The organism is Pseudomonas sp. UBA1879, assembly GCF_002338065.1.
Lineage (GTDB): Bacteria > Pseudomonadota > Gammaproteobacteria > Pseudomonadales > Pseudomonadaceae > Aquipseudomonas.
Genome location: NZ_DDHJ01000023.1, coordinates 92,220 through 116,803, shown reverse-complemented (window position 1 = coordinate 116,803; position 24,584 = coordinate 92,220). Strand labels below are relative to the sequence as shown.

The 24,584-nt window shown below is 59.3% G+C and carries 16 protein-coding genes and 2 pseudogenes; 7 read left to right on the top strand and 11 right to left on the bottom strand.

The window, feature by feature from the left end; translation table 11 throughout:
* Positions 1-18 precede the first annotated feature (18 nt).
* Positions 19-327, bottom strand: a pseudogene (locus tag B3N48_RS25075) (DUF6396 domain-containing protein); the annotation flags it as partial.
* A 232-nt stretch (positions 328-559) separates the two neighbouring features.
* On the opposite strand from B3N48_RS25075, the pseudogene B3N48_RS25070 reads away from it, so the two are divergent.
* Positions 560-761 (top strand): annotated as a pseudogene (locus B3N48_RS25070) (IS66 family transposase); the annotation flags it as partial.
* A 182-nt stretch (positions 762-943) separates the two neighbouring features.
* Here B3N48_RS25070 and B3N48_RS25065 read toward each other — a convergent pair.
* The 6 genes from B3N48_RS25065 to B3N48_RS25040 all read right to left on the bottom strand — a co-directional run bounded on the left by B3N48_RS25065 (position 944) and on the right by B3N48_RS25040 (position 8,444).
* The gene (locus tag B3N48_RS25065; protein ID WP_296188279.1) at positions 944-1,294 is read right to left on the bottom strand and encodes a hypothetical protein; all 351 of its coding nucleotides are present in this window, start codon (positions 1,292-1,294) and stop codon (positions 944-946) included.
* Positions 1,295-1,388: 94 nt separating this feature from the next.
* Positions 1,389-2,423, bottom strand: coding sequence for an SEL1-like repeat protein (locus B3N48_RS25060; protein WP_296188278.1), 1,035 nt, complete (start codon positions 2,421-2,423; stop codon positions 1,389-1,391).
* A 6-nt stretch (positions 2,424-2,429) separates the two neighbouring features.
* The gene (locus tag B3N48_RS25055) at positions 2,430-4,391 is read right to left on the bottom strand and encodes a phospholipase D-like domain-containing protein (protein ID WP_296188276.1); all 1,962 of its coding nucleotides are present in this window, start codon (positions 4,389-4,391) and stop codon (positions 2,430-2,432) included.
* A 2-nt stretch (positions 4,392-4,393) separates the two neighbouring features.
* On the bottom strand, positions 4,394-7,165 hold the full coding sequence (locus B3N48_RS25050; protein ID WP_296188340.1) for a type VI secretion system Vgr family protein: 2,772 nt from the start codon (positions 7,163-7,165) through the stop codon (positions 4,394-4,396).
* A 53-nt stretch (positions 7,166-7,218) separates the two neighbouring features.
* Positions 7,219-8,181, bottom strand: a complete 963-nt coding sequence (locus B3N48_RS25045; RefSeq protein ID WP_296188275.1) for a hypothetical protein — start codon at positions 8,179-8,181, stop codon at positions 7,219-7,221.
* Between the two features lie 8 nt (positions 8,182-8,189).
* Positions 8,190-8,444 (bottom strand): PAAR domain-containing protein, encoded by a 255-nt coding sequence (locus tag B3N48_RS25040; RefSeq protein ID WP_296188272.1) that lies wholly within the window; start codon positions 8,442-8,444, stop codon positions 8,190-8,192.
* Between the two features lie 377 nt (positions 8,445-8,821).
* On the opposite strand from B3N48_RS25040, the gene B3N48_RS25035 reads away from it, so the two are divergent.
* The 4 genes from B3N48_RS25035 to azu all read left to right on the top strand — a co-directional run bounded on the left by B3N48_RS25035 (position 8,822) and on the right by azu (position 16,425).
* Entirely contained in the window at positions 8,822-12,115 is a 3,294-nt protein-coding gene (locus B3N48_RS25035; RefSeq protein WP_296188270.1) for a DUF2126 domain-containing protein, read from the top strand.
* 132 nt (positions 12,116-12,247) lie between these two features.
* Positions 12,248-14,749, top strand: coding sequence for a circularly permuted type 2 ATP-grasp protein (locus B3N48_RS25030; RefSeq protein ID WP_296188267.1), 2,502 nt, complete (start codon positions 12,248-12,250; stop codon positions 14,747-14,749).
* Positions 14,749-15,645, top strand: a complete 897-nt coding sequence (locus tag B3N48_RS25025) for a transglutaminase family protein (protein WP_296188266.1) — start codon at positions 14,749-14,751, stop codon at positions 15,643-15,645. Before B3N48_RS25030 ends, B3N48_RS25025 begins: the two co-directional genes overlap by 1 nt.
* 333 nt (positions 15,646-15,978) lie before the next feature.
* On the top strand, positions 15,979-16,425 hold the full coding sequence (gene azu, locus B3N48_RS25020; protein WP_296188264.1) for an azurin: 447 nt from the start codon (positions 15,979-15,981) through the stop codon (positions 16,423-16,425).
* Between the two features lie 123 nt (positions 16,426-16,548).
* On the opposite strand, the gene B3N48_RS25015 is transcribed toward azu, so the two are convergent.
* The 4 genes from B3N48_RS25015 to B3N48_RS25000 form a co-directional block, all read right to left on the bottom strand.
* Positions 16,549-17,571, bottom strand: a complete 1,023-nt coding sequence (locus B3N48_RS25015) for a DUF1338 domain-containing protein (RefSeq protein WP_296188262.1) — start codon at positions 17,569-17,571, stop codon at positions 16,549-16,551.
* Positions 17,572-17,766: 195 nt separating this feature from the next.
* The gene (nadE, locus tag B3N48_RS25010; protein WP_296188260.1) at positions 17,767-18,594 is read right to left on the bottom strand and encodes an ammonia-dependent NAD(+) synthetase; all 828 of its coding nucleotides are present in this window, start codon (positions 18,592-18,594) and stop codon (positions 17,767-17,769) included.
* Positions 18,595-18,655: 61 nt separating this feature from the next.
* Positions 18,656-19,855 (bottom strand): nicotinate phosphoribosyltransferase, encoded by a 1,200-nt coding sequence (pncB, locus tag B3N48_RS25005; protein ID WP_296188258.1) that lies wholly within the window; start codon positions 19,853-19,855, stop codon positions 18,656-18,658.
* A 308-nt stretch (positions 19,856-20,163) separates the two neighbouring features.
* Positions 20,164-21,069, bottom strand: coding sequence for a LysR family transcriptional regulator (locus B3N48_RS25000; RefSeq protein WP_296188256.1), 906 nt, complete (start codon positions 21,067-21,069; stop codon positions 20,164-20,166).
* A 164-nt stretch (positions 21,070-21,233) separates the two neighbouring features.
* Between B3N48_RS25000 and B3N48_RS24995 the strand changes: the two genes are divergently transcribed.
* Both B3N48_RS24995 and B3N48_RS24990 read left to right on the top strand, forming a co-directional pair.
* Positions 21,234-22,724: an aldehyde dehydrogenase family protein gene (locus tag B3N48_RS24995; protein WP_296188254.1), complete on the top strand. Its 1,491-nt coding sequence runs from the start codon at positions 21,234-21,236 to the stop codon at positions 22,722-22,724.
* Between the two features lie 255 nt (positions 22,725-22,979).
* Positions 22,980-24,263 carry an NAD(P)/FAD-dependent oxidoreductase gene (locus B3N48_RS24990; protein ID WP_296188253.1) on the top strand — a complete coding sequence of 428 codons (1,284 nt, stop codon included), beginning with the start codon at positions 22,980-22,982 and terminating at the stop codon, positions 24,261-24,263.
* The last annotated feature ends 321 nt before the right edge of the window (positions 24,264-24,584 follow it).

Below are 24,584 nucleotides of genomic sequence, written 5' to 3'. Positions count from 1 at the left end.
AGCTTACGAGCTGGCGTTTCATTTAGTGCGCTCTCCAAGAAGTTGTATTGCCCTCAGAGCGTCTGATGCATTTCTGAAGGGCGCGGGTTGATATATCGACCTGCTTAAGGGCCAGCCGGTGGCCGGGTCGAGTTCTTTTTCTTTGCACATCTTTGCGATCAGTTCCTCGCTCGGCGGCGAGGGTGGAATGGCGGCGTCACGTTTGCGCTTCCACTCGAAGGTTTCGTCCCATTCAGGAAGTGGAGCGGGGGGAAGTGGGACGATGTGGTCGATGTCGGGGACTTTTGCGCCGAGGTGTTCGTATCGGGTCAGGAACTTGCGAATTGATTCATACCGTTTGCACGCTCAGGGTCTTTTTTCATTCCAAGTTATTCAGCGGATCCATCGGGATACTTTCCTGCAAATATCTTTTCTAAGTTGCGCGCAGCAATAGTTTCTCCTTCCTTTGCGGCGGCCGTATAGGCTCGTGCGGCTTCAGATGATTTATTGTGGTTTTCAGTATGTATTCCATAGACGTATGCTCCTTGGCGTCATCTTGGGCCGCTTCATCCGGCTAACCGACGCACTTCACACATGGATGATCGCCCAGCGTGGCCTCGTGCCTGAATGTTCGGCCATTAGTAAAACTCTGGATTACAACCTGAAACGCTGGGCGAGCGTTATCACGTTATCTGGATGATGGCGCAGTGCCTATCGATAAAAACCATATTGAACAGCAGATCAGGCTGTGGGCTCATGGATCCAAGAGCTGGCTATTTACATGACCGTTACGCAGTGGCAAACGCGCGGCTGCGCTTATGAGCCTGACCCAGCCGAACAGACCCATGGTGTAGTTCCTCAACTGGAAGACCTTATGTCTTTGTAATGTTTTGACGTTCTATCATGAATTGAGACGGCGTTGTGCTCAGGTGACCAAGATGAACAGCAGATCCGGTTGGCTCAGTTATGGGATTTTTTTACCGATCGCATACCGGATAAGCGCCGTCCCAACGAACGCTAAACTTACGAAAAAGCAAAACACGCTGATGCTGGATATCAATTCCAAAACTTGTCGAGCCTTTACGGTTCCTCCAGAACCGGCAATAGCACCAGCGGTCCCCCCTAGGAAAACAAAACCCGACATAGCGCTCAATACCAAAAACGCTAGGGCTACTTTGATCAGGGTGACACCTGTAAGTACGCTCAAAACTCCGCCTCTAGAAGAGGACGTAAGCACCTGGTAGATCACGACAAAAACGTATCCTAATGCCATTAATGGCATTAATGCCAGGGCGGGAATGAATAAAAAATCCATGCTTTTCCTTCTTTAGTTAGCGCGCCGTTGCTCGGCAGCGCGTTTTAGCTCTTGCGGGTGTCACCACAGCCCGCCAGCACGTTGTGTAGATGCGTCACTTCAACCCGGTCAAGGGCCAGCCGGTGGCCGGGTCGAGTTCTTTTTCTTTGCACATCTTTGCGATCAGTTCCTCGCTCGGCGGCGGGGGTGGAATGGCGGCGTCACGTTTGCGCTTCCACTCGAAGGTTTCGTCCCATTCAGGGAGTGGGGCGGGGGGAAGTGGGACGATGTGGTCGATGTCGGGGACTTTGGCGCCTAGGTGCTCGTATCGGGTGAGGAACTTTCCAATAAGTTTATATCGGCGAGAACGCTCGGCATCTTTATTTACTCGCAGTGGTAAGTTGTCATTTTTATGGTGTTTTCCTGCAAACGCTTTTTCAAGACTAAGCGCAGCTATAGAGTCTCCTTCTTTTATTGCGACTCTATAAGCACGCAATGCCTCGGGCAGGTTGCTGTTCAGTTTCGAGTGTATGGCGTAATTTAGTGCTGCTTCTGCATGCCCTTGTTCCATAGCGCACTGGACCATCCATAGTGCTACCCGCCCAGCGCCTTTAATGCGCACAAGTATTTCGCTCATATAGTATTGGGCTTCTGGACTTCCAAGGTCAGCCGCGCGTCTGTAGTAATAACGAGAGGCCGAAATGTCCTGTCTCACTCCATATCCTGATTCAAGGTAACGGGCCATGTCGTAATAAGAGCCGGGTATGCCTTGATTCATGAGGATTTCGACCAGATTTATAGTTTCTCTTGCCGGTCGCTCCGCCTTTGTCAGGCCTTGAGACAGCAATCCCTGCAAGTTCGTCGCTGCACGATGATGCCCAAAGGCAGCAGCGATGCGGTAGTAACGAGCAGCGCTGTCGAAGTCTTTTGGACCCGAGGCTTGTGTCAGGTGCAGCCCATACAGGTAGAGAAGCTGAGCGTCGTTGTCCAGCGGGGGTAGAGAATCTTTTTCATGTTTGCACTCGAATTGCAGGCGTTCGAATGCCGCATCGTAATCAGCTTTTTCAGGAATGAAGTAGTTCAACGGTTTATCTCCTGAGTCACAGGCGGTTATTGAAAGCGTGAACAGTGTGGCGAATAATTTTTTCATGGGGTCTCAGTCGAAATTTTTACGGCTGGGACTGGTTCGGAAAAACTCTATAAGCGACGACAGTGGCTGTTGACCTTTTTTACCGTCGTAATCAAATTGTCGGCGCTTGTTTTCTTTGAATAAATCACCCCAGTTTTTATACGTTTCTCCCATATCATCCAAAACCTCCTCCCCCGTATGCATCCCCCACAAATGCCTCCGCAACGGCCGCGCCACCGCCGGATCTTCCGTGCAAACATTCAACTCACTATCCACCGTCATGCTCCGCTCATTGATATTCGCCGACCCCAACGTGGTAAACACATCATCAATAATCATCAACTTGCTGTGGATATACACTTCCTGCCAATCATGGGCCGGGGAGTCGGGGGCAACGAGGGTGCAGATGTGAACTTTCAATCCCGGCATGTCGATGGGGGATATGGGTGTTTGACGCTCTGCGCTCTGATTGCGGGCCATGGATTCGTATTCGCTGTTCAGCGTCTCGATTTCCAGCTTCACCTGGCCGATAGGGGCTGCCAGTCGTTCGGCGGACGCACTCCTCGCCTGATAGGCGGCCAGCCGGTCCCGAGCGTCGTCTAATTTTTTCTTCGTCTCCTTTAGCCGCGCCGCGTGCTCATCTTCCTGTTCTAGCCGCGCCACGTTGGGCATGACCTCGGGCCGTCCCAACTGCCTGAGCATCCGAAAGGTCCCTAATGCCCCATCACCCATGCCTTCCTTGGATGAGTTGGTGACGACGAACACATGCAAGTTGCCGTGCTCGCCCGGATCGCGGCCCCATGCAGCGTGGTTCTTGGCCACTTCGGTGATGGCCTCGGCCAGGGGGTTCCAGCGGAAATACTGATTCTCGATGTAGATGTACTGCGTGGCGTTGTTGACGGCCTGCAAATACATCGACCGGATGTCGCGCTTGCCTTCTTCGGTCTGGGTGCGCAGCACCTGGGCCATGACTTTTGTGCCGAAGCCCTCGCGGGGCTTGAGGTTGTCGGCCAGTAGCAGGCGCGGGGTCAACAGGTCTTTGCCGGTTTCCCGTTGCCAGGCCTGGGCGAAGTTGTGTTGCAGGCATTGAAGCACCGGGCCGGTGAGGCGGCTGGAGATGTCTTGCCTTGGGGTGAAGCCATTGCGGCCCTCTCGGGAGCCGAGCCGCTGGTAGCGGTGATCGTCCTTGTCCCAATAAGGATCGAGGGTGTTGTGGCCCATGATGAAGCCCACGGCCTGATTGGCTTTTTCGTAGTCCACCAGCACGATTTTCTGGTGATGCGTGGGGATGGCCGACATGGCGGCTGCTTTCGACGCTGCCTCGAGGGCATCAGCGCCCTGATCCCGTGTGCGGCTCCATACCTGCCAGGCGATTTCGGCGCGATCGGCAAGGCTGAGGTCGCGCACGGCGAACTCGATATTGTCGAAACCCTCCTTGCCGAGAGCGAACATACGGTGAGCCAGTAGCTTGAGTCGGCCCATCGGGCTCAAACCGGGAATGTGAGTGCCCGTCCACGAATCGGCACTCATGTAGGTTTTCGAGGCGCGGCGGTACCACTCCCAGTCGAAAGCATGCTGATCGTCATCGCGCCAGTCATCAACGGCCGACGCCAGCGAGGCGAGGTTGCGCCCCGGCGTCATGTTCTCGGCAAACATGGCCGTCAGGTGGACGCTGTCAGACCAGCAGAGAATGCGCACCTTGACGCCTTCAGACGCCTTGAGGCACAGCAAGTCGCCGATGCTGAGGGTGCAGTTCGCGCCGCGCTTGAAATACATCGACGGCTGAAACCCCCAACAGATGTACTCCACGGAGTCGGTGGCGGCCATGATCGCGTCATACACAGCACCGAAGGCCTGCTCGCCGTTGACCAGTGGCTCGAAGGTGGCTGCCATGGGCCAATATTCGGTGTTTTGCACGAACCAGGGCAGGGTAAGGGTGGCCGATGAAGTGACGCGCGTGGCAATAGGCACAACGATGGGGGCGCGCATGATCAGGCTTCCTTGTCTGGGGTGTTGAGGTGTGCGTATGTCTGACGAATCTGGTGCGTAGACGGCGCAGAGGAGGTGTTGGCGGAGCGGCGGATGGTGTGGCGCTGTATGCCCTGATTGGCCCGTTGGGCGTTATCCGGATCGCCCAGATACTCCCCGCTGACGGGAATGTCGTGGCTGACGCCATTGGCCAGTTCGAGTCGATAGCGCGAGCGTTCTACCGGATGCTCGATGTTGAGTTCACCTTCCCGTGACATCACCCCTTCATCGATCAGGGTGCCGTCGGCAAACAGTTTGTAAGGCATGCCCGCCCAGGATTGCTGGCGAGCGGCGTAGCTTTGCCCAGCGAGAAACGAGAGCTTTTGAGTGGTGGAAGAGCTTGGCCATGTGGGCATCTCGTGGTCGATTTTTTCGGGCCCACTGATGGACTTCGTTGTTCCCCTGATGTCCACGGTGCCGGGGGCGTGAATTTGTATGTTGCCGTCTTTGATGCGGATGAATGCTGCTCCGCTGGTCAAGAGGATCTCTTCCTGAGCGGCGATTTCGATGGTGCGGGCGGTTGAGGTAATGCGCACGCTGTCCTTGGCGGTCAGTTCGATGGCATCGTCCTGAGCCTGGATTTCGACCTTGCCTTTGGCGGCGAACAGTTTCGCTCCTGCATTTCGGGCGAACAGGCTGATGCTGTTGGCCACGCTGGCGAGTAGCGACCGGCCGCTGACCAGATTGACATCTTCTCCGGTGCTGACATTGAGTTGTCGGCCGCTGTGCAGATGAATGTTCTGTGGCGTGGTGCTGATGATGTCGGCGGGAGCCGATGCGACCAGCAGGGAATCCTGGTAGCCCTCGGTGCTGGCGTTACGCTGGCGGTAGGGTTGGTCGATGACGTCCAGCAACTGTTTGACGCTTTCAACACCATCGCTCAGCGACAGCGCATTGTGTTGTGTCGCACTCTCCGATAGCCCGGCCATACGCTGTTCGGCATCACGTATCTGCTCCCTGGCCTCGCTGGAGTCCATTTGCCCGCCCAAACCCTTTGTGCGTTTCCAACTGCTCAGGTACAGGCCTTGCTGAGCCCGGATCGCGCCGAAGGCGTCTGTTCGCAGTTCGAAACCGTCACCGCGCAGTGCCCCTCGATCGTTGCCCTGTTGATCGACCAGATAGCCCAGGTTTAATTGGCTGTGACTGTGGCTGCTGTGAATCTGCGTGCGCACTTGGCCGGTGGTGTCGTCCATGACCCACTGGTTGTAACCCAGCCCTTGGATTTCCTTGCTTTTGCTGCCGCTCATATGGCCGGTCGAATGCCATGCCGGTTTGTCGCCACCGTAGACTTGCCCGAGAATCAGCGGGCGATCTATGTCGTTGTCCAAGAAAGTGATGACCACCTCTTCGCCCGCTCGCGGCACATGGACGCTTCCCCATCCGTCGCCGCTGCTGTTTTGCATCATGCGTATCCAGCAACTGGGTGCGCGTTCGGGCGGTGTCAACCGATCCCAATGAAAACGCACGCAGACTCGATTCAAGTCATCGGTCTGTACTTCTGCCCCGCTGGGCGCAATAACAACGGCCGTTTGTGGCCCGGGATTATTGGGCTTTCGGTGTTCGAACGGGCTGCGATAGGGGATATCCAGACGCTGAGCTTCGAAGCGGTTGAAGTAATAGCCCTCACCACTTTCTTTGGCGTTTTCGTCTCGGACGCTGCGCATCTGCGGTTTCAAGCTGCCGGGCGAGTCGCGCCGCTGGAGGGCGACAGGCAAATTGCTCTGAGCGAAGAACTCCACCCCGATCAACAGAAATGCCCGCTCTTGCGGCGATGCGCCTTCGTATAACGGATGTTGGGTCAGCTCGAAACCGTGACCCGGCTGCATCGACCTGACGCCACCTTGACCCTTTATCCTTTGTGCAGCCGATTCACCCTGTTCGATCTGCACGCGCGTGAGCCACTGGCCGCGATCCTCGTTCTGCCAACCGTACTGCCCACGATATTCATAGCGCTCGAGTGATGCAGGGGCAGCGAGGGCTTCAAGTGCGATTGCTTGGGCGATCTGGCGCTGCTGATGCACTCGGTAGTCGTTGCTGGCCCATGTCACCTGCCCGTTGCCCAGTTCGCAACCTTGCGCCCAGTGAGTGATGCTGTCGTGGTCCAGGGCGGCTGTCTGGGTATGGAATGGCAGGGGCAAAGGGGCTTGTGCGGGAAGACTATCGACGCTGTCGACGAAGAAGATGTGGTGGTTGTCTGCTTCATGAACGACGTACCAGTAGATGCCTTCCTGTTCGCACCAGCGCTGCACGAAATGGGCGTCGCTTTCGTTGTACTGCGTCACGTAGGACAACTTGGGGTATTCACGGCGCAGACTCAGTGTGTAGCGACCTTCAGCGTGTGGGTGCCTATGGAATACGTCACAAATAATCTCGGGAAGCGGCATGTCTTGCCAGATGCGGCAGTCCCGCCGGTACTCCAGTAAGCCAAACCAAGGGACAAACTTGATTTGCCAGTCCTGCAATGCGCCATCGCTTCCCAGATAGCGCACGCTTTGTATAAAGCCATGGCGATGGCTGAGCGCGCCGCTGGCCAGTTTCAACGAAAGCGTGATGGGTTGTTCGATCAGCGCATTCGGGGAAAGCGTTGAAGACCCGGTGATGACATCTACGCAGTAACGGGGGATACGGCCTAGCCGCTCCACACCATGAGCGCGCAGCGCAAGAAGGTGCGGCTCCGAAGGTATGGACAATTGCAGCAGGCGGTCAGTTTGCTGAAGGCTGACGCCGCCTGGCATGGTCGAGTGTGATGTGTTCACAACTGAGTACTCCAGCGATGTGAATAGGGCGATCAGTTGATCGTCCATCCGGGGGGCGAGTTTGTGGTGAAGAGGTGTAACGTCTTGTACGCAGGGTCGTTCTCGGTACGGGCGGTCAGCACGGTCAGTGCGAGGCGGACCCATTCACCAGCGATGGGGCTGACGTCGGCGCTGAGCCTGTTCACGTGCGCAGAGGGGTTAGCGCCAGGGATGTCCTTCGGGACTACGGCGCTATGGTCGTGCGGTGCTGGGGCATTCGCTGGCGGAAGGCGACACAGGGCGATCAGCGAGACCGCCTCGCCTAATACCTCGTTTGCAGTTGCCTGTGCATTCATGAGCTGGTTGACCCGGCTGTCAATGCTCAGGCACAGCGCGTTCGATGCAGTAGTTGGCTTTGTGAGCCAAGTCCGTAGCCACTCTCCAGGAGCGTGGTGACTCACGTGGAATCCCCACGCGGGCATCTGATCCTCGGGCCATGAGGCCACGACGCTTTCGAACCAGACCATTTCATCAACGCCAGAGGGAACGGGCAGATGCACTTCGGTCCTGCTCCAGTCCTGGTTCTCTGAAAGCAGCGCACAGTTGCGGACAGTGGCGTGCAGCAACTCGATTGCACGTTCAGTGGGGTCAACCGACGGCCTGGCTGTCGAGGTGGTTTCGAGTTGGCGCAAAGGACGGCGTACCCCTTGTCCGATGATCAAGCGCAGGTCATGCGTGCGACCCCATCCCAGATTGGATAGATCGCTGGCACAGGCTTTACCGCTCAGCGAACCATCCGGCAGCCAGGTCCATACGTTCTGAATCGCGACCGCTCCAGTGTCGTAGTTGCCTTGGGGCAGGTACTGTTGTCTTTGGCGCTCCCTGTCTTCTTCGCGCAGACGCTTTTCTGAAATGCGATCGTAGATGCACCGGCCATAGCGTGCCGGCTGGTAGGTTTGCAGGATTTCTGGAAGCGGTTGGGCGCCGGTCAGGCGCTGGAGGAATGATTTTTTCATTCCGCCCTCTAGCCAATGGTGAGGTCGGTGTAAGTGGCACTCAGCGTCGCACCACAGTCGAGCGAGTCGCCGTCACGCGCTACCGGCCTGTCATCAATCAGCAGCGAACCGTCGCCACTGGAAATTCTGCAGGGGCCGTGAGGGCACAAGACGGCATCTCCCAGACGCGCGACGTTCATATCATGCAAAAAAGTCGAGGGAGCGCCTTCGACAACGCGCCCCCCTGCGGTGGTGGCGTCATTCAGGACAACAATGGGGCGCATGCAGGACATCCTTGGTCAGTTGGGCGAAATGAGCTTCCATGCTCCGGTTTCGAATGTCTGACCGACGCTACCATGGCCTTGGCCACTGCAAATGCCTCCTCTGACAATCAAGAAGGGTCTGATGGTTCTTCGGGATTGAATCCTACAAGCTATGTAAAGATGCTGGGCGCTTAAGCGGACAGCCAGAGAGGTTTCCGTTATTAGTACGCTCACCCGCCTCATTTCCGTGCGACCCTTGCACCATCCGCCGAAGCTGGCGCAATGTTGGTGCGGTGCTTAGCTCACCGAGCATCATGAACGCCGAACGCACCAGACTTGCCAGGGTGGCATAAGTCTTGCGCGGTTCCGCTACCGTCCAGGCTCGCAGGAGGCACGCCGTGTCGATTCACATTGCCTTGCACCACGTCACGCATTACCGCTACGAACGAGCGGTCGAGTTGGGTCCGCAGATCGTGCGTCTGCGCCCGGCGGCGCATAGCCGTACCCGCGTGCTGTCCTATTCGCTGAAGGTGCTGCCTGAGAACCACTTCATCAACTGGCAACAGGACCCGCAGGGCAATTACTTGGCGCGTCTGGTGTTTCCTGAGAAGACCGATGAGTTTCGCGTCGAGGTTGATCTGGTCGCCGAGATGGCGGTGTTCAACCCGTTCGACTTTTTCCTCGAACCCTATGCCGACAAGATCCCGTTCACGTATGCCAAGGAGGAGCATCACGAGCTTTTGCCGTATCTGGAAAAGCTAGCGCTGACCCCGAAATTTCAAGCGTACCTGGACAGCATCGACCGCACGCCAATCCCGGCCATCGACTTTTTGGTGAACCTCAATCAGCGTCTGGCCAACGACATCAATTACCTGATCCGCATGGAACCGGGAATTCAAACCCCCGAGTTCACGCTGGACAGCGCCTCCGGGTCTTGCCGAGATTCTGCGTGGCTGCTCGTGCAGTTGTTGCGTCATTTGGGGTTGGCGGCGCGCTTCGTGTCGGGTTATCTGATTCAGCTCAAGGCCGACGTTCAAGCACTGGACGGGCCTTCGGGCACTGATGTGGATTTCACGGATCTGCACGCGTGGTGTGAGGTGTACTTGCCTGGCGCCGGCTGGGTCGGACTGGACGCGACCTCGGGCCTGTTTGCAGGTGAAGGGCACATTCCATTGGCGTGCAGCCCGGAGCCGTCTTCGGCAGCGCCGATCAGCGGGCTGGTCGAACCCTGCGACACCGAGTTCAGTCACGACATGTCCGTAGAGCGCATTTGGGAAGCGCCGCGCGTCACCAAGCCCTACACCGAAGCGCAGTGGCTGGAGATCCAGGCGCTGGGGCGACAGATCGACAACGACCTGATCGCCGAAGACGTCCGCCTGACCATGGGCGGTGAGCCGACGTTCGTGTCCATCGACGACCGCGACGGCGATGAATGGAACACCGCTGCGCTTGGCCCGAAAAAGCGCGTGCTGTCCGCTGAGCTGTATCAGCGCATGCGTACGCATTATGCGCCTCAGGGCCTCGTGCATTTCGGGCAGGGCAAGTGGTATCCCGGCGAACAACTGCCGCGCTGGTCGTTGAACTGTTTCTGGCGTCGTGACGGTGAGCCGGTCTGGCGCAATAACGCGCTGATCGCTGATGAAACCCGGGACTACGGCACCGACGGCGAGATGGCCGGACGTTTTCTGCGCAGTGTGGCCGAGCGCCTGAAACTGCCGACGCGCTACGTGTTCCCGGCGTATGAAGACCATTTTTACTACCTCTGGCGCGAAGGGGCGTTGCCGAAGAACGTCACTGCCCAAGATTCGCGTTTGAGCGATGAATTGGAACGGGCGCGGCTGACCAAGGTGTTTTCTCAAGGGTTGGACAAGGTCATTGGCCACGTCCTGCCATTGGCGCGCACCGCTGCCGATGATCGCTGGCAGAGCGGCCGCTGGTTCTTGCGGGACGAGCATTGTCGTCTGGTGCCCGGGGATTCGCCGCTGGGCTATCGGCTGCCACTGGCTTCGCAGCCATGGGTCAAGGCCGCCGAATACCCCTACATCCACCCTACCGATCACAATCAGGACTTCCCTGACTTGCCGGATCGCACAGACGTCGACAGCGAGCTCGGGCGTCTTACCGAGCAGGTAGCCGCAGATGCCGAACGAGTGCCGAAGATCGACGAGTCGGCGGACTGGCTGACTCGCACCGCGCTGAGCGCCGAAGCGCGTGGCGGGCGGCTGTATTTATTCATGCCGCCGCTGCAATCCCTCGAAGCGTATCTCGAGCTGGTCGCGGCCATCGAAGCCACCGCGGAAGAGCTGCGTTGCCCGGTCTTGCTGGAAGGCTACGAGCCGCCGAGCGATCCACGTTTGGCTAATTTCCGTATCACGCCGGACCCGGGTGTCATCGAAGTTAACGTGCAACCCTCGTCCACATGGGATGAACTGGTCGAGCGCACCGAGTTTCTCTATGAGCAGGCGCGCCTTACCCGGCTGACCACTGAAAAATTCATGATCGACGGGCGCCACACGGGTACCGGCGGCGGCAATCACTTCGTGCTCGGAGGGGCAACGCCGGGTGATTCGCCCTTCTTGCGCAGGCCTGATCTGCTGCGCAGTCTGCTCAGTTACTGGCATAACCACCCGTCGTTGTCGTACCTGTTTTCCGGGTTGTTCATCGGGCCGACGTCTCAGGCGCCGCGCGTCGATGAGGCGCGCAACGACTCGCTGTACGAGCTGGAAATCGCTTTCTCGCAAATGCCTGCACCGGGGGAGGAATGCCCACCGTGGTTGGTGGATCGCCTGTTGCGCAACCTGCTGATCGACGTCACGGGCAACACCCATCGCGCCGAATTTTGCATCGACAAACTGTATTCGCCGGATGGTGCGACGGGACGTTTGGGCCTGTTGGAGTTGCGCGCGTTCGAGATGCCGCCCCATGCGCGGATGAGTCTGGCCCAGCAATTGTTGCTGCGCGCGTTGGTAGCGCGGTTCTGGCGTGAGCCTTACGCGCCGGCCAAGTTGGCGCGGTGGGGCACGGAACTGCACGACCGGTTCATGCTGCCGCACTTCATCGAGCAGGATTTCGCCGACGTCATCGTCGAGCTCAACGCTGCTGGCTACCCGTTGCGCGCCGAGTGGTTTGCAGCGCATCTGGAGTTTCGCTTTCCGAAAGTCGGCGATTACGCGGTCAGCGGCATCGAGCTGGAGCTGCGGCAGGCGCTTGAGCCTTGGCACGTGCTGGGCGAGGAGGGTGCGGCCGGCGGTGCGGTGCGTTACGTGGACTCGTCGCTGGAGCGTTTGCAGCTGAAAGTCACGGGGCTGCCGCCGCAGCGATACATGTTCACCTGCAACGGTGTGCCAGTGCCGCTGCGGCCGACCGGTCGCGTGGGTGAGTTTGTGGCGGGCGTGCGTTATCGCGCCTGGCAGCCGTTCAATGCCTTGCAGCCGATGATTCCAGTGCATGCGCCGCTGGTGTTCGACATTCTTGATACGTGGATGCATCGCTCGCTGGGCGGCTGCGAGTATCATGTCGCGCATCCTGGGGGGCGCAACTACGAAACCTTGCCGGTGAACGCCAACGAGGCCGAAAGTCGGCGCCTGTCGCGGTTTTTCCGGATCGGCCACACGCCCGGCAAACTCGCGGTGCCTGCACTGTCCCTCAACGATGAAATGCCCATGACGCTGGATTTGCGTTTGCACCGATAAACTGGCCCCGACAGCGAGTCCGATCGCAAGCATCGGACCCACTGGCTCAGAGAGCGGCCGCAGGGAAGCGAGCCGCCTGGTGTCACGATGTCTGCGCTAATCTGACCTCTTTCGTTGTCTGCCGAGCCTTCCATGCCCGACCTGCTTGACCGATACCCGCTCTCTGCGGGCACTTATCACGAGATGCTCGACGTCAGCGGCGCGGTTCGGCCGCACTGGCTGCGCTTCTATGAGCATCTGCAACGCAGCACCCCCGCTCAGTTGATCCAGCGGCAAGCGTTGCTGGCCAGGCAGATTCAAGAGAATGGCGTCACGTACAACGTCTACGCCGACCCGAAAGGCGCCGATCGTCCATGGGAATTGGACCTGGTGCCGCATTTGATTCCGATCGAGGAATGGCAGCCGCTTGCAGCGGGCATCGCCCAGCGCGCGCGTTTGCTCAACGCCGTGCTGGCCGACCTGTATGGCCCGCAGAACCTGATCGCCGAAGGTCTTTTGCCTGCCGAATTGGTCTTTGGCCACAACAATTTTCTGTGGCCCTGCCAAGGCGTGACACCGCCGGAAGGGACGTTTCTGCACGTGTACGCCGTGGACTTGGCGCGCACGCCCGATGGCCGCTGGTGGGTGACCGCCGACCGCACACAGGCACCGTCCGGTGCCGGTTACGCCCTGGAAAACCGGCTGATCGTCTCCCGCGCGTTTCCGGAGCTGTATCGTGATCTGGAAGTGCAGCACCTCTCGGGCTTCTTCCGTTCGCTGCAAGAAACCCTCGCGCGCCAGGCGCCGAGCAGCAACGAAGTGCCGCTGGTGGTGTTGCTGACGCCGGGGCGTTTCAACGAGAGCTATTTCGAACATCTGTACCTCGCCGGCCAGCTCGGCTATCCGTTGGTGGAAGGCAGCGACCTCACGGTTCGTGACGCCACGGTGTACCTGAAAACCCTCAGCGGCCTGCGTCGGGTGCACGCGATCATGCGGCGTCTGGACGACGACTTCTGCGACCCGCTGGAACTGCGCACCGATTCGGCCTTGGGTGTCCCGGGCCTGTTGGAAGCCGTGCGTCAGGGCCGCGTATTGGTCGCCAACGCCTTGGGCAGTGGCGTGCTGGAGTCGCCAGGGCTGCTGGGTTTCCTGCCGAAGATCAATGAGCACCTGTTTGGCGATGAACTGATGCTGCCGTCCATAGCGACCTGGTGGTGCGGTGAGCCGCCCGTCCTGGCGCAGGCGCTGGAAAAAATGCCGGAATTGCTGATCAAACCGGCCTTTCCCTCACAGAGTTTCGTGCCGGTGTTCGGCCGCGATCTGAACGACGAGCAGCGCCAGGCCTTGGCGGCCCGCATGCAGGCGCGACCCTACGCGTATGTGGCGCAGGAACTCGCGCAGCTGTCCCACGCGCCGGTCTGGCAGGGCGCCGACGCACAGTTGCAACCGCGTGCCATTGGCATGCGGGTTTATGCCGTCGCGACCGCTGATGGCTATCGCGTGCTGCCGGGGGGGCTGACGCGTGTGGCAGCGGATGCTGATGCCGACGTGGTATCGATGCAGCGTGGCGGCGCCAGTAAGGACACATGGATTCTGGGGGAGCGCACGCAGGGCAGCGAGCCGTGGAAGGGCCGTCATTCGTTGGGCGTGCATGACCTGATTCGACGCGATCCGTATCTGCCGTCGCGTGTTGTGGAAAACCTGTTCTGGTTCGGTCGCTATTGCGAGCGTTGCGATGACAGCGCGCGCCTGCTGCGAATCATGCTGGCGCGCTACGTCGACGGCGATGACCCGTTGGCGTTGCAAGCGGCTGTCGAATTGGGTGAGCGTCTGAATCTGGTCCCGCGCGAAGATCAGAAGGAGCCGAAAGCGCTGCACGAACGATTGCTCGCCGCGTTATTGGGCGACGACTGGCCCTTCAGCCTGCGTTCCAATCTGCAGCGTTTGCAGTGGGCAGCGTCTCAGGTGCGCGGCAAGTTGTCTCGGGAAAACTGGCAAGCGTTGGTGGAGTTGCAGCGCGAAGCGGCGAGCCTGGACACCGACACACCCGACTTCGGCGAGTTGCTGGACTTCCTCAACCGCTTGGTGATGTCGCTGGCGGCCTTGTCCGGTTTTGCGCTGGATGACATGACCCGCGATGAGGGCTGGCGTTTCCTGATGATCGGACGGCGCATCGAGCGTTTGCAGTTCCTCAGCACCAGCCTGGCGGCGTTTCTGCGCAGCGATGCGGTATTCGATCAGGACGCCCTGGACTGGCTGCTGGAACTGGGCAACAGCAGCATCACGTATCGCTCGCGCTACCTGGCGTTGCCGCAGATGATCCCGGTTCTCGACCTGTTGCTGCTGGACGAACAAAACCCGCATGCCGTGCTGTTCCAGCTCAAGCTGGTGACGCGTTCGGTGAAGCGCTTGAACGATGACTTCGGCGTGCCGCAGGACAATAGCCTCGCCATGCTGCGTCAACGGCTGGCGGCCTTCGATCTGGGCTGTCTGGAGAATGGTTTGTTTGGTCAAAGCAGCGTGAAAGCGGCGCTGGATGGGTTGGCGGACCTGCTGCAACACATTGGCGACACCAGCGGCCAGGTGTCTGACCGCTTGGCCCTGCGCCATTTCGCCCATGTCGATGACGTCAGCCAGCGCACGGTGTCCGTCTGATGAACAGCGCCCTTTACCAGATCCTTCACGATACCCATTACAAGTACGACACCCCGGTGTCGCTGGCGCAACAACTGGCGCATTTGTGGCCACGGCGCAGCCCTTGGCAGCGTTGCCTTGAGCAGCATCTGGAGATCAGCCCGCCGCCCACCACGCGCCGCGACGAACTGGACGTGTTCGGCAATCCGCTGACGCGTCTGGCGTTCGAGCGGCCCCATGATGAATTGCAGGTCAACGCCCGTTTGCAGATCGAGGTGTTGCAGCGTCCCGCGCTGGACTTCCAGCAGTCAGCGCCCTGGGAATTGACTCGCAGCACGCTGAGCTACAGCGCGTCGAAAATGTCACCGCAGATTCTGGAGGCCTGCCGCTATCGCTTCGAGTCCCCTTACGTGCACCTCAAGCAGTCCTTCGTCGAGTTTTCGGCCGGTTGCTTCCCGGCGGCGCGGCCGTTATTGCTCTGCGCTCAGGCGTTGATGGAAAAAATCTTCGACGAATTCACCTTCGATGGCGAAGCGACGCAGGTGGCGACACCGTTGGTGGAAGTATTGGAAACCCGGCGCGGTGTCTGTCAGGACTTCGCGCACCTGATGCTCGCCTGTCTGCGGTCTCGTGGGCTGGCGGCCCGTTACGTCAGCGGTTATCTGCTGACTCAACCGCCGCCCGGCCAGCCGCGTCTGATCGGTGCAGATGCGTCCCACGCGTGGGTGTCGGTATTCTGCCCGGTGCTGGGTTGGGTGGATTTCGATCCCACCAACAACATCCAGCCGGCACTCGAACACATCAGTCTGGCGTGGGGACGGGACTTCTCCGACGTCTCACCGCTGCGCGGGGTGATTCTCGGCGGCGGTAATCACGACCCTGACGTACGGGTCACGGTCATGCCGCTGTCGGAATAGAACTGTGGGGGGCTTGTCACCCGACAGGCTGCGCGGGCGGCGCAATGCTCATGGGTCTATCTGAGCATCGAGGCCGGCATAGCTTCCACTGGCGCCACACGCATAGGCGGCGAGCAAACTGCGAAAAAGGCTGTTGAGTTGCATGATGATCGTCCTGATTGATGAGTGACGGGCTCATCTTAGAAAGACCCTGTAGGGTTAGCCGCTTGATTGTCTCGATGGGCCTGATAGAGCCGCTCAGAGAGGTTCGAAAATCTCTGGTTGATAAACTGTTCTCAAATGAGGCAATCTTTGTATACAAAATTTCGAGCAACCCCATTCAGGAGACTCCCCATGATTCGCAAGCTCGTTGCTGCCTCCCTGCTGACCTTGGTCAGCGGCCATTTGCTGGCCGCAGAGTGCTCGGTGGACGTCGACTCTACCGATCAAATGACCTTCAGCACCAAGGCCATTGAGATCGACAAGAGCTGTAAGGCATTCACCGTCAACCTCAAGCACTCCGGCAGCCTGCCGAAGAACGTGATGGGCCATAACCTGGTCGTCAGCAAAGAGGCCGACATGCAGCCAATCGCAACCGATGGTATGAGCGCCGGCATCGACAAGGAATACCTGAAAGCAGACGACGCGCGCGTCATCGCTCACACCAAAATCATTGGTGCAGGCGAGACCGACTCACTAAAGATCGACGTATCCAAACTCGACCCGGCAGAAAAATACGGTTTTTTCTGCTCGTTTCCAGGGCACATTGGCATGATGAAGGGCACTGTTACGCTGAAGTAACGCAGCTTCAGGTGCCCAGAAACTGTAGGAGTGAGCTTGCTCGCGATAGCGGTGTGTCAGCCATCACTGCTTTGAATGACGCACCGCTATCGCGAGCAAGCTCACTCCTACAACGCTATAGCCTCAATTCTTTGACGCCGTCATCTTGAAAATGCCCTGCGCATTGCTGCTGTCGAAATTCAGGTCGATCTTGCCGTTTTCGGGGTCGGTCTTGCGCTGAATGAATTCCACGAAGGACCCCGGCACCTGGTGGGCCTTGAGCACACCTTCCGCATTCAACAACTGGCGGGTCACGGTGCAGGCCTTGTAGGCGGTTTGCATCACTCGGCCTGACGTGGACACCTCGATGCTGTCCTTCATCGGACGCGCGAGGCGATTCTGTTCCCCCACCGTGGCTTCCAGGTTTTCGACGCGATCGGTCAGGTGATTGAAGCTGTTGCCTTCTGTCGAGATCCACGCCATTTCCGCGCTTTCGCTGAGCAGCTGTCGGTAATCGGCTTCTTGGACGACGCCATGCTGGCGATCGAATGCGCGATAGAGGGCCGGCAGCAGGCGTATGGCGTCTTCGAGACTGCAATGGCGAGTGGTGCGCAGGCACTGAAGAACGCTCAAGTCGTTGGGCGTGAGCGGGTCACGGCTCGAACTGACCACGCGGGTGACTGCGTCCTGAAATGCCTGGCTCAAACGACCTGGATGCAGCTCCGACACGAAAAACTGTGCGATGTCTTCCGGCAGGTCCATCTGACGATAGCCCCATCCGGTCATGTTCAGTTTGGTCAGCGGGTAGGTGCGCACATCAGTGAATCCCAGCGGCTCCAGCAGACGCGCAAAGGCTTGGCGACCCCGGGGCAATTCGCCGTTCTGCGCCCAGTCCACCGTGCGGATGGCGCCGTGATCGAACACCACTTTGCGGCCGCTTTCGAACTGCTCATCGACATAACGCAGGCCATCCGGCACTGCTTGTACCAGTTTGTGGAACAGGCACAGGTTCAGCGCCTCCGCGAGCCAGACGCGATGAACGCCTTCCTCCGACCACGAGAAGTCATGCAGTGCTTGCGGGACGTGGACACGGCGTTCAAGCCATTCGGCAGCCGGTTGACCGACGGTGGATGCGACAAGGGAAAAGAGGCCTTGGAAAGCAGTCATGGGTAGCGTCTCTGAGCGAGAAAGTCAGGCCGCTATGAAAGCCCCGTTGGCGCGGGGGGACAAGCGAAAAAAAACGACGGGTTCATTCCGTTTTCGAATGCTGCGCCGCGCTACAGTTGCGAGCTATAAGCGGCAAGCCACAAGATTGAAGCCTTGCGCATCTTGCCGCTTGAAGCTTGCCACTCCAAGCTGCTTTCAAGGCGCGTAAGGCAGGTCGCGCTTGTGCTGGGTCTTGCGGTAGGTGCTGACGATGATATCGAACGCTTCCTGGCGCACCGGCTCGCCATGCAGGAAGGCGTCGATCTCGGCGTAGGTCACGCCGTGAGAAGCTTCGTCAGGCTTGCCCGGCACCAGGTCTTCGAGGTCAGCAGTCGGAATTTTCTCGACCAGGAACTTCGGCGCACCAAAGCTTCGAGCGATAGCGCGGACCTGATTTTTCACCAAGCCACTCAACGGCGCGAGGTCGCAGGCGCCGTCGCCGAACTTGGTGAAGAAACCCATGACCGCTTCCGCCGCATGATCCGTGCCGATCACCAGACCGCCGCGAACCCCGGCGATGGTGTATTGCGCGACCATCCGCGTGCGCGCCTTGACGTTGCCTTTGACGAAATCCACAGCCGCGTCGGACTGACCTTCGAAGGCCTTGACCTGCTCGACCAGCGCCTTGACCGATGGCGCGATGTCCACGGTGTGGCGCTCGTCCGGGTTGATGAAGTCCACCGATGCCGTGGCTTCGTGCTCGTCGTGCTGGATGTGATACGGCAAGCGCACGGCGATGAACTGGTAAGCGTTATCGCCCGTGCTGTCGCGCAGTTCCTTCACTGCGCGCTGGGCCAGCAGGCCTGCGGTCAGTGAGTCGACGCCGCCACTGATGCCCAGCACCAGGACTTTCAGGCGGGCGTTCTGCAGGCAGTCCTTGATGAACTGGATTCGGCGCGCGACCTCGGATTCAAGCTCACCCTGATTGGCGAAGGGGGCCTGAACCTTGAGCTCTTTGGCGATATCGAGCTGTACGGCTTGCATGATTGACTCCTTATGAAGAAGAAAAAGAGGCATGTAAAAAGTGCGGCGATGGGTGCTCGGGTCAGGCTGGCACCTTGAATACGTGGAGCAGGTAAGACACGAATTCCGGGTCCTTGCACTGGGTCTTGCCCGGCTCGTCGGAAATCTTCGCGACCGGCTGGCCGGCGCAGGCGGTCATTTTAAGCACGATGCTCATCGGCTGGACGCCCGGCACGTCGGCGGTCAAGTTGGTGCCGATGCCGAAGCTGACATTGATCCGACCCCGCAGCGCCCGGAATATTTCCAGCGCCTTGGGCAGGTTCAGGCCGTCGGAGAACACCAGCGTCTTGCTCATGGGGTCGATGCCGAGCTTCTGATAATGCGCGATGCATTTTTCGGCCCACTGCACAGGGTCGCCGGAATCGTGGCGCAAGCCGTCGAAAAGTTTGGCGAAGAACAGGTCGAAATCGCGCAGGAAGGCGTCGGTGGTGATGCAGTCGGTCAAGGCAATACCCAACAGGCCCCGGTATTCGCGGACCCAGCAATCAAGGGCGGCGATTTGACTGTCGATCAGCCGAGGCCCCAATTGCTGGTGGGCCATGATCCATTCATGGGCCATGGTGCCAAGGGGCTTGAGATCGAATTTGCGCGCCAGATGCACATTGCTGGTGCCAACGAATTGCCCTGGGAAATCCTTCTTCAGCACTGAAACGACGTCTTCCTGGACCGCGAAAGAGAAGCGGCGACGGGTGCCGAAGTCGGCGACTTTCAACTCCGCCAGCTCATCGGGTGTGGCCGTGGCAGTCAACCAGTCGAATTTGCGGTAAAGCTGATCCCGGGCCTGGCTCAGTAGCGTGTTGGGGTTGCGATAGCGGTTACGCACTTCGCTGACGATGGCCAGAATCGGCACTTCGAACAGAATCACGTGCAGCCATGGGCCGCAGAGGCGGATGCACAACTCGTCATTCTCAATGCTGGTCTGCACGTAGCGCAGGTTGAAACGGAACAGGCCGAGGAAGCGCAGGAAGTCGGGCTTCATGAAGCTGATGCGTTCGAGAAAGCCGATTTCTTCGACGCTCAGGGACAGGTCGCACAGTTGCTCGATCTGGTGACGGATTTCCATCAGATAGGGCCGCAGGTCTTCCCCGTTGCGGCAGCGGAATTCCCATTCGACGTCGACGTTCGGGTAGTTGTGCAGGACTGCCTGCATCATGGTCAGCTTGTAGAGGTCGGTATCGAGCAGGTTCTGAACGATGCGATCTGCGAAAGCGCTCTCACTCATTGTGTCGCTCCAGCCAGCAGTGGCCGCAAACATGCGGCTCATGGAAATCGAGTCGGTGTCGCATACAACCTTGTGGCAGCGGTGGCTGATGGCTTCAGGCCGCTACGTCCAGCGTGTTATTGACGATGACGGACATAATGCCAGTCGTCGTGGGATTGGGGCAGAAATGTTTCAGCGGCGGATAGCGCGGCTTTTCAATTGTGGGAGCCGGCTTGCTGGTGAATAGGTGCGTCAGGCGCCTGATATGTTTGATAACGCACCGCATTCGCCAGCAAGCTGGCTCCCACAGGAGGGGTGATTCTGATCCTTCACTGCGGTGTCGGTTGATCCAGCTGCTCCAGCATCCATTCCACGAACACACGTATTTTCGGCACTTCCGCCGCATGTTCCGGGTAGGCCAGGTAATACGCGTCGTGGCTCGGCAGGGCGTGCGGCCAAGGGATGACGAGCTTGCCGTCGGCCAGTTCCTCTTCCACCAGAAAGCGCGGCAGCAACGCCACGCCACAGCCAACCTGGGCGGCGCGGATGCACATGTAGAACGTCTCGAAGCGCGGGCCGTGATAGCTGTGTTCGGTTTGATACCCCTGACTCTCGAACCACTCATGCCAGCTCTGAGGGCGATGGGCGTTTTGCAGCAGCACCAATTCCGCAAGCTGGGTCGGATCAGTAAAGGGCTTGTGGGGCAGGCTGTCGGGCGAACAGACCGGCACCAGCTCTTCGCCAAACAGCCTGACGCTTTCGGCGCCGGGGCGCGCGCCCTGACCGAAATAGAACGACAGGTCACAGCGGCTCTGGGCCAGGTCGTCGCTTTCCTGCTCATCCACCAGGTCCAGATGAATGTGTGGATGCCGCAGACGCCAGCCTTTCAGGCGTGGGACCAGCCAGCGAGCGCCGAAGGTCGAGGGGGTCGACACGCGCAGGACCTCGGTTTCGCCGCCGTAGGAACGCAGGAAGTGCGTGGACATTTCCATCTGCGTGAGGATTTTTCGCACCTCTGCCAGGTACAACGCCCCCGCCGGTGTCAGCTGAAGACGACGCCGCACACGTCTGAACAGTAGGTGTTGGACCAATTCCTCAAGTTGCGCCACCTGTTTGCTGACCGCACTTTGGGTCAGATTCAGCTCTTCGGCGGCACGGGTGAAACTCAGGTGCCGAGTCACCGCTTCGAAACATTGCAGCGCGGTGATGGAGGGCAAATGGCGTCTGTTCAGCATGTTCAGGCCTGCTCGGGCGTCAGCATGAAAAAACGGAATGATATCTCGCTTAATCGTCGTTTGTTGCATGACGTCACGCCAGCTATTACTAGAGGCTGACGAAACACCTCATTTTCAGTATTCCGCAATCGCGTTTTACGGCTCATCCGAATTCAGGAGAAATCATGCTCAACGATCTGCTAACCCGCCTCGGTGTCGACCCTGCTCTTTATCAGAAGGGCGACAAGCCTGTTCACACGCCGATCGATGGCAGCCAAGTGGCATCGGTGAGTTGGGAAGGGGCGGCCGAGGTCGAGCAACGCATCACCCGCGCCGAGCATGCCTTCGACGCCTGGCGCAAGGTGCCGGCACCGCGTCGTGGCGAACTGGTGCGCCTGTTCGGTGAAGCACTGCGCAAGCACAAGGCTGACCTGGGCGAGCTGGTGTCATGGGAAGCAGGCAAGATCACCCAAGAAGGTCTGGGTGAAGTGCAGGAAATGATCGACATCTGCGATTTCGCCGTTGGTCTGTCCCGCCAGATGTACGGCCTGACCATCGCTTCCGAGCGTCCAGGCCACCACATGCGTGAAACCTGGCACCCGCTGGGCGTCGTTGGCGTGATCAGCGCGTTCAACTTCCCGGTGGCAGTCTGGTCGTGGAACACCGCGCTGGCCCTGGTGTGCGGCAACTCGGTGATCTGGAAACCGTCGGAGAAGACACCGCTGACCGCCTTGGCGTGCCAGGCGCTGTTCGATCGCGTCGCCGCCGAGTTCGCTGATGCGCCGCAATTCCTCTCGCAATGCGTGATCGGCGGTCGTGATGCCGGCGAAGCGTTGGTGGACGACGAGCGTGTCGCCCTGATCAGCGCTACCGGCAGCACGCGCATGGGCCGCGAAGTGGCGCCGAAGATCGCCGCGCGTTTCGCCCGCAGCATTCTGGAGCTGGGCGGCAACAACGCCATGATCCTGACCCCCAGCGCCGATCTGGACCTCGCTGTACGCGCCGTGCTGTTCAGCGCCGTCGGCACTGCCGGTCAGCGTTGCACGACCCTGCGCCGTCTGATTGCGCACAACTCGGTCAAGGCTGAATTCGTCGAACGCTTGAAAGCCGCTTACGCGAAAGTGCGCATCGGCCACCCGCTGGAAGGCAATCTGGTCGGGCCGCTGATTGACAAGCAAAGTTTCGAGAATATGCAGGAAGCGTTGGAGCAGGCCCTGAGCGAAGGCGGCACCGTGTTCGGCGGCAAGCGTCAGTTGGCCGACACATTCCCGAACGCGTTTTACGTGTCGCCCGCTATCGTCGAAATGCCGGAGCAAAGTGACGTGGTGCGCAGCGAGACGTTCGCGCCGATTTTGTACGTGGTGGGTTACGACGAATTCACCGACGCCGTGCGCTTGAACAACGACGTGCCACAAGGTCTGTCGTCATGCATCTTCACCACTGATGTGCGCGAGGCCGAGCAGTTCATCTCGGCGCTGGGCAGCGACTGTGGCATCGCCAACGTCAACATTGGCCCGAGTGGTGCAGAGATCGGCGGCGCATTCGGCGGCGAGAAGGAAACCGGCGGCGGCCGTGAGTCCGGCTCGGATTCGTGGAAAGGCTACATGCGCCGCCAGACGGCAACCGTCAACTACTCCCGTGAGCTGCCGTTGGCGCAGGGGATTACGTTTGATTGATGGCGTAAGGTAAACGCCCCGACACTGTAGGAGCGTGGCTTGTCCCGCGATCGGCGACGAAGTTGCCGCAAGTTGTTTGCACGATGTGCCTGACACGGCCGTCGCGGATGGGGTTGCGACTGCTGCGTAGCCGGTCGCGGGACAAGCCACGCTCCTACAGTAGTGCTGTGAATAAGGGTTTGATCATCGTGCTCACCCTTTGCGTGGGCACGATCGGTAACGGGTTTTGGCTGTATCTCTTTCCGAGGTTTTGCGATGCCGCTACGCGAAGAATGTCTGTGGGAAACGTTGACGCCGCAGAGGCCTGAGGCGCCAGCGTTGAAAGGGGAAGTGACGGTCGATGTGTGCGTCATCGGCGCTGGCATCACCGGGTTGTCGGCAGCGCTGCATCTGCTTGAGCAAGGCAAGAAGGTCGCGATTGTCGAAGCCCATCGCACCGGGCAGGGCGGGTCGGGGCGCAATGTGGGGCTGGTCAACGCCGGGCTGTGGATTCCGCCCGACGAGATCGAAGCCGGTTTCGGCGAGAAAGTTGGCAGCCAGCTCAATGCCATGCTCGGCAACGCGCCGTCGCTGGTGTTCGGTCTGATCGAAAAATACAACATCGACTGCCAGGCGACGCGCAAAGGCACGCTGCACATGGCGCACAATGCCAAGGGCGAAATCGACCTGCGCAGCCGCGAACAGCAGTGGAAACGCCGGGGCGCGCCCATCGAATTGCTGACCGGCAAGGCCTGCCAGGAAGCCACCGGCACGAAAGAAATCACCTCTGCACTGCTTGATCATCGCGCAGGCACCATTAACCCGATGGCTTACACCAGTGGCCTGGCCGCAGCGGTCACCTCGCTGGGAGGTCAGCGTTTCGATCATTCTCCCGTCAAACGCCTTGAGCGTCAGGGGCAACGCTGGTGCGTGATCACTGACACCGGCTCGGTCGTTGCCGACCAAGTCGTCATCGCCTCGAACGCTTACACCGAAGGTGAGTGGACTGACGTTCGGCGCAGCTTCTTCCCTGGCTATTACTATCAGGTCGCCTCGGCACCGCTCACGGAGGATGCAGCACGGCAAATCCTTCCCGGCGGGCAAGGCTCGTGGGACACCCGTCAGGTGTTGAGCAGCATTCGTCGCGACGCTGACGGACGGCTGCTGCTGGGCAGTCTGGGCAACGGCAATCAGAAGCCGACCTGGTTTCTCAAAGCGTGGGCCGATCGCATTCAGCAGCACTATTTCCCCTATTTGAAGAAGGTCGAGTGGGAATGCACCTGGACTGGCTGCATCGATTTCACCCCCGATCACTTGCTGCGTATGTATGAGCCTGCACCAGGACTGGTCGCGATGACCGGTTACAACGGCCGAGGCAACACGACCGGCACCGTGGTCGGGAAAGCCTTCGCCGATTACCTGTGCAGCGGGAACACGGACGTACTGCCAATCCCGTTCACCGCCATGCAGCCGCTCTCCGCCATTGCTTTACGCAGCTCTTTATACGAAGCTGGCTTTTCGCTATACCATGCCGGGCAATGTCTCAGGGTGGTGATCTGAGACCAAAGGATGGTTGTCGATTCATGCTTTTGCGCGTATCCACTACCCTCAAATGGTGCGTCACGTAGCGTCATCGCACCGGCGGTGTGCAGTTAGGTGACGCATGCTGTAACAACAGGGTTGTACAGGTCAGGTTGGCGGGGTTGCGCGCCTTGATCGGGAGGGTTGCTCTTTAAAAGTCGCAAGGTTGCACCTTGCGCGGTTTAGACGGTTGCACGCCCAGTCAGAAAGGGCTCAAAACAGTCGAATAACAACAAAACGACGACTTTTTTCAGAATAAAAAACCGATGGCACGCCACTTGCTCAGAGCATCGCTGTGGT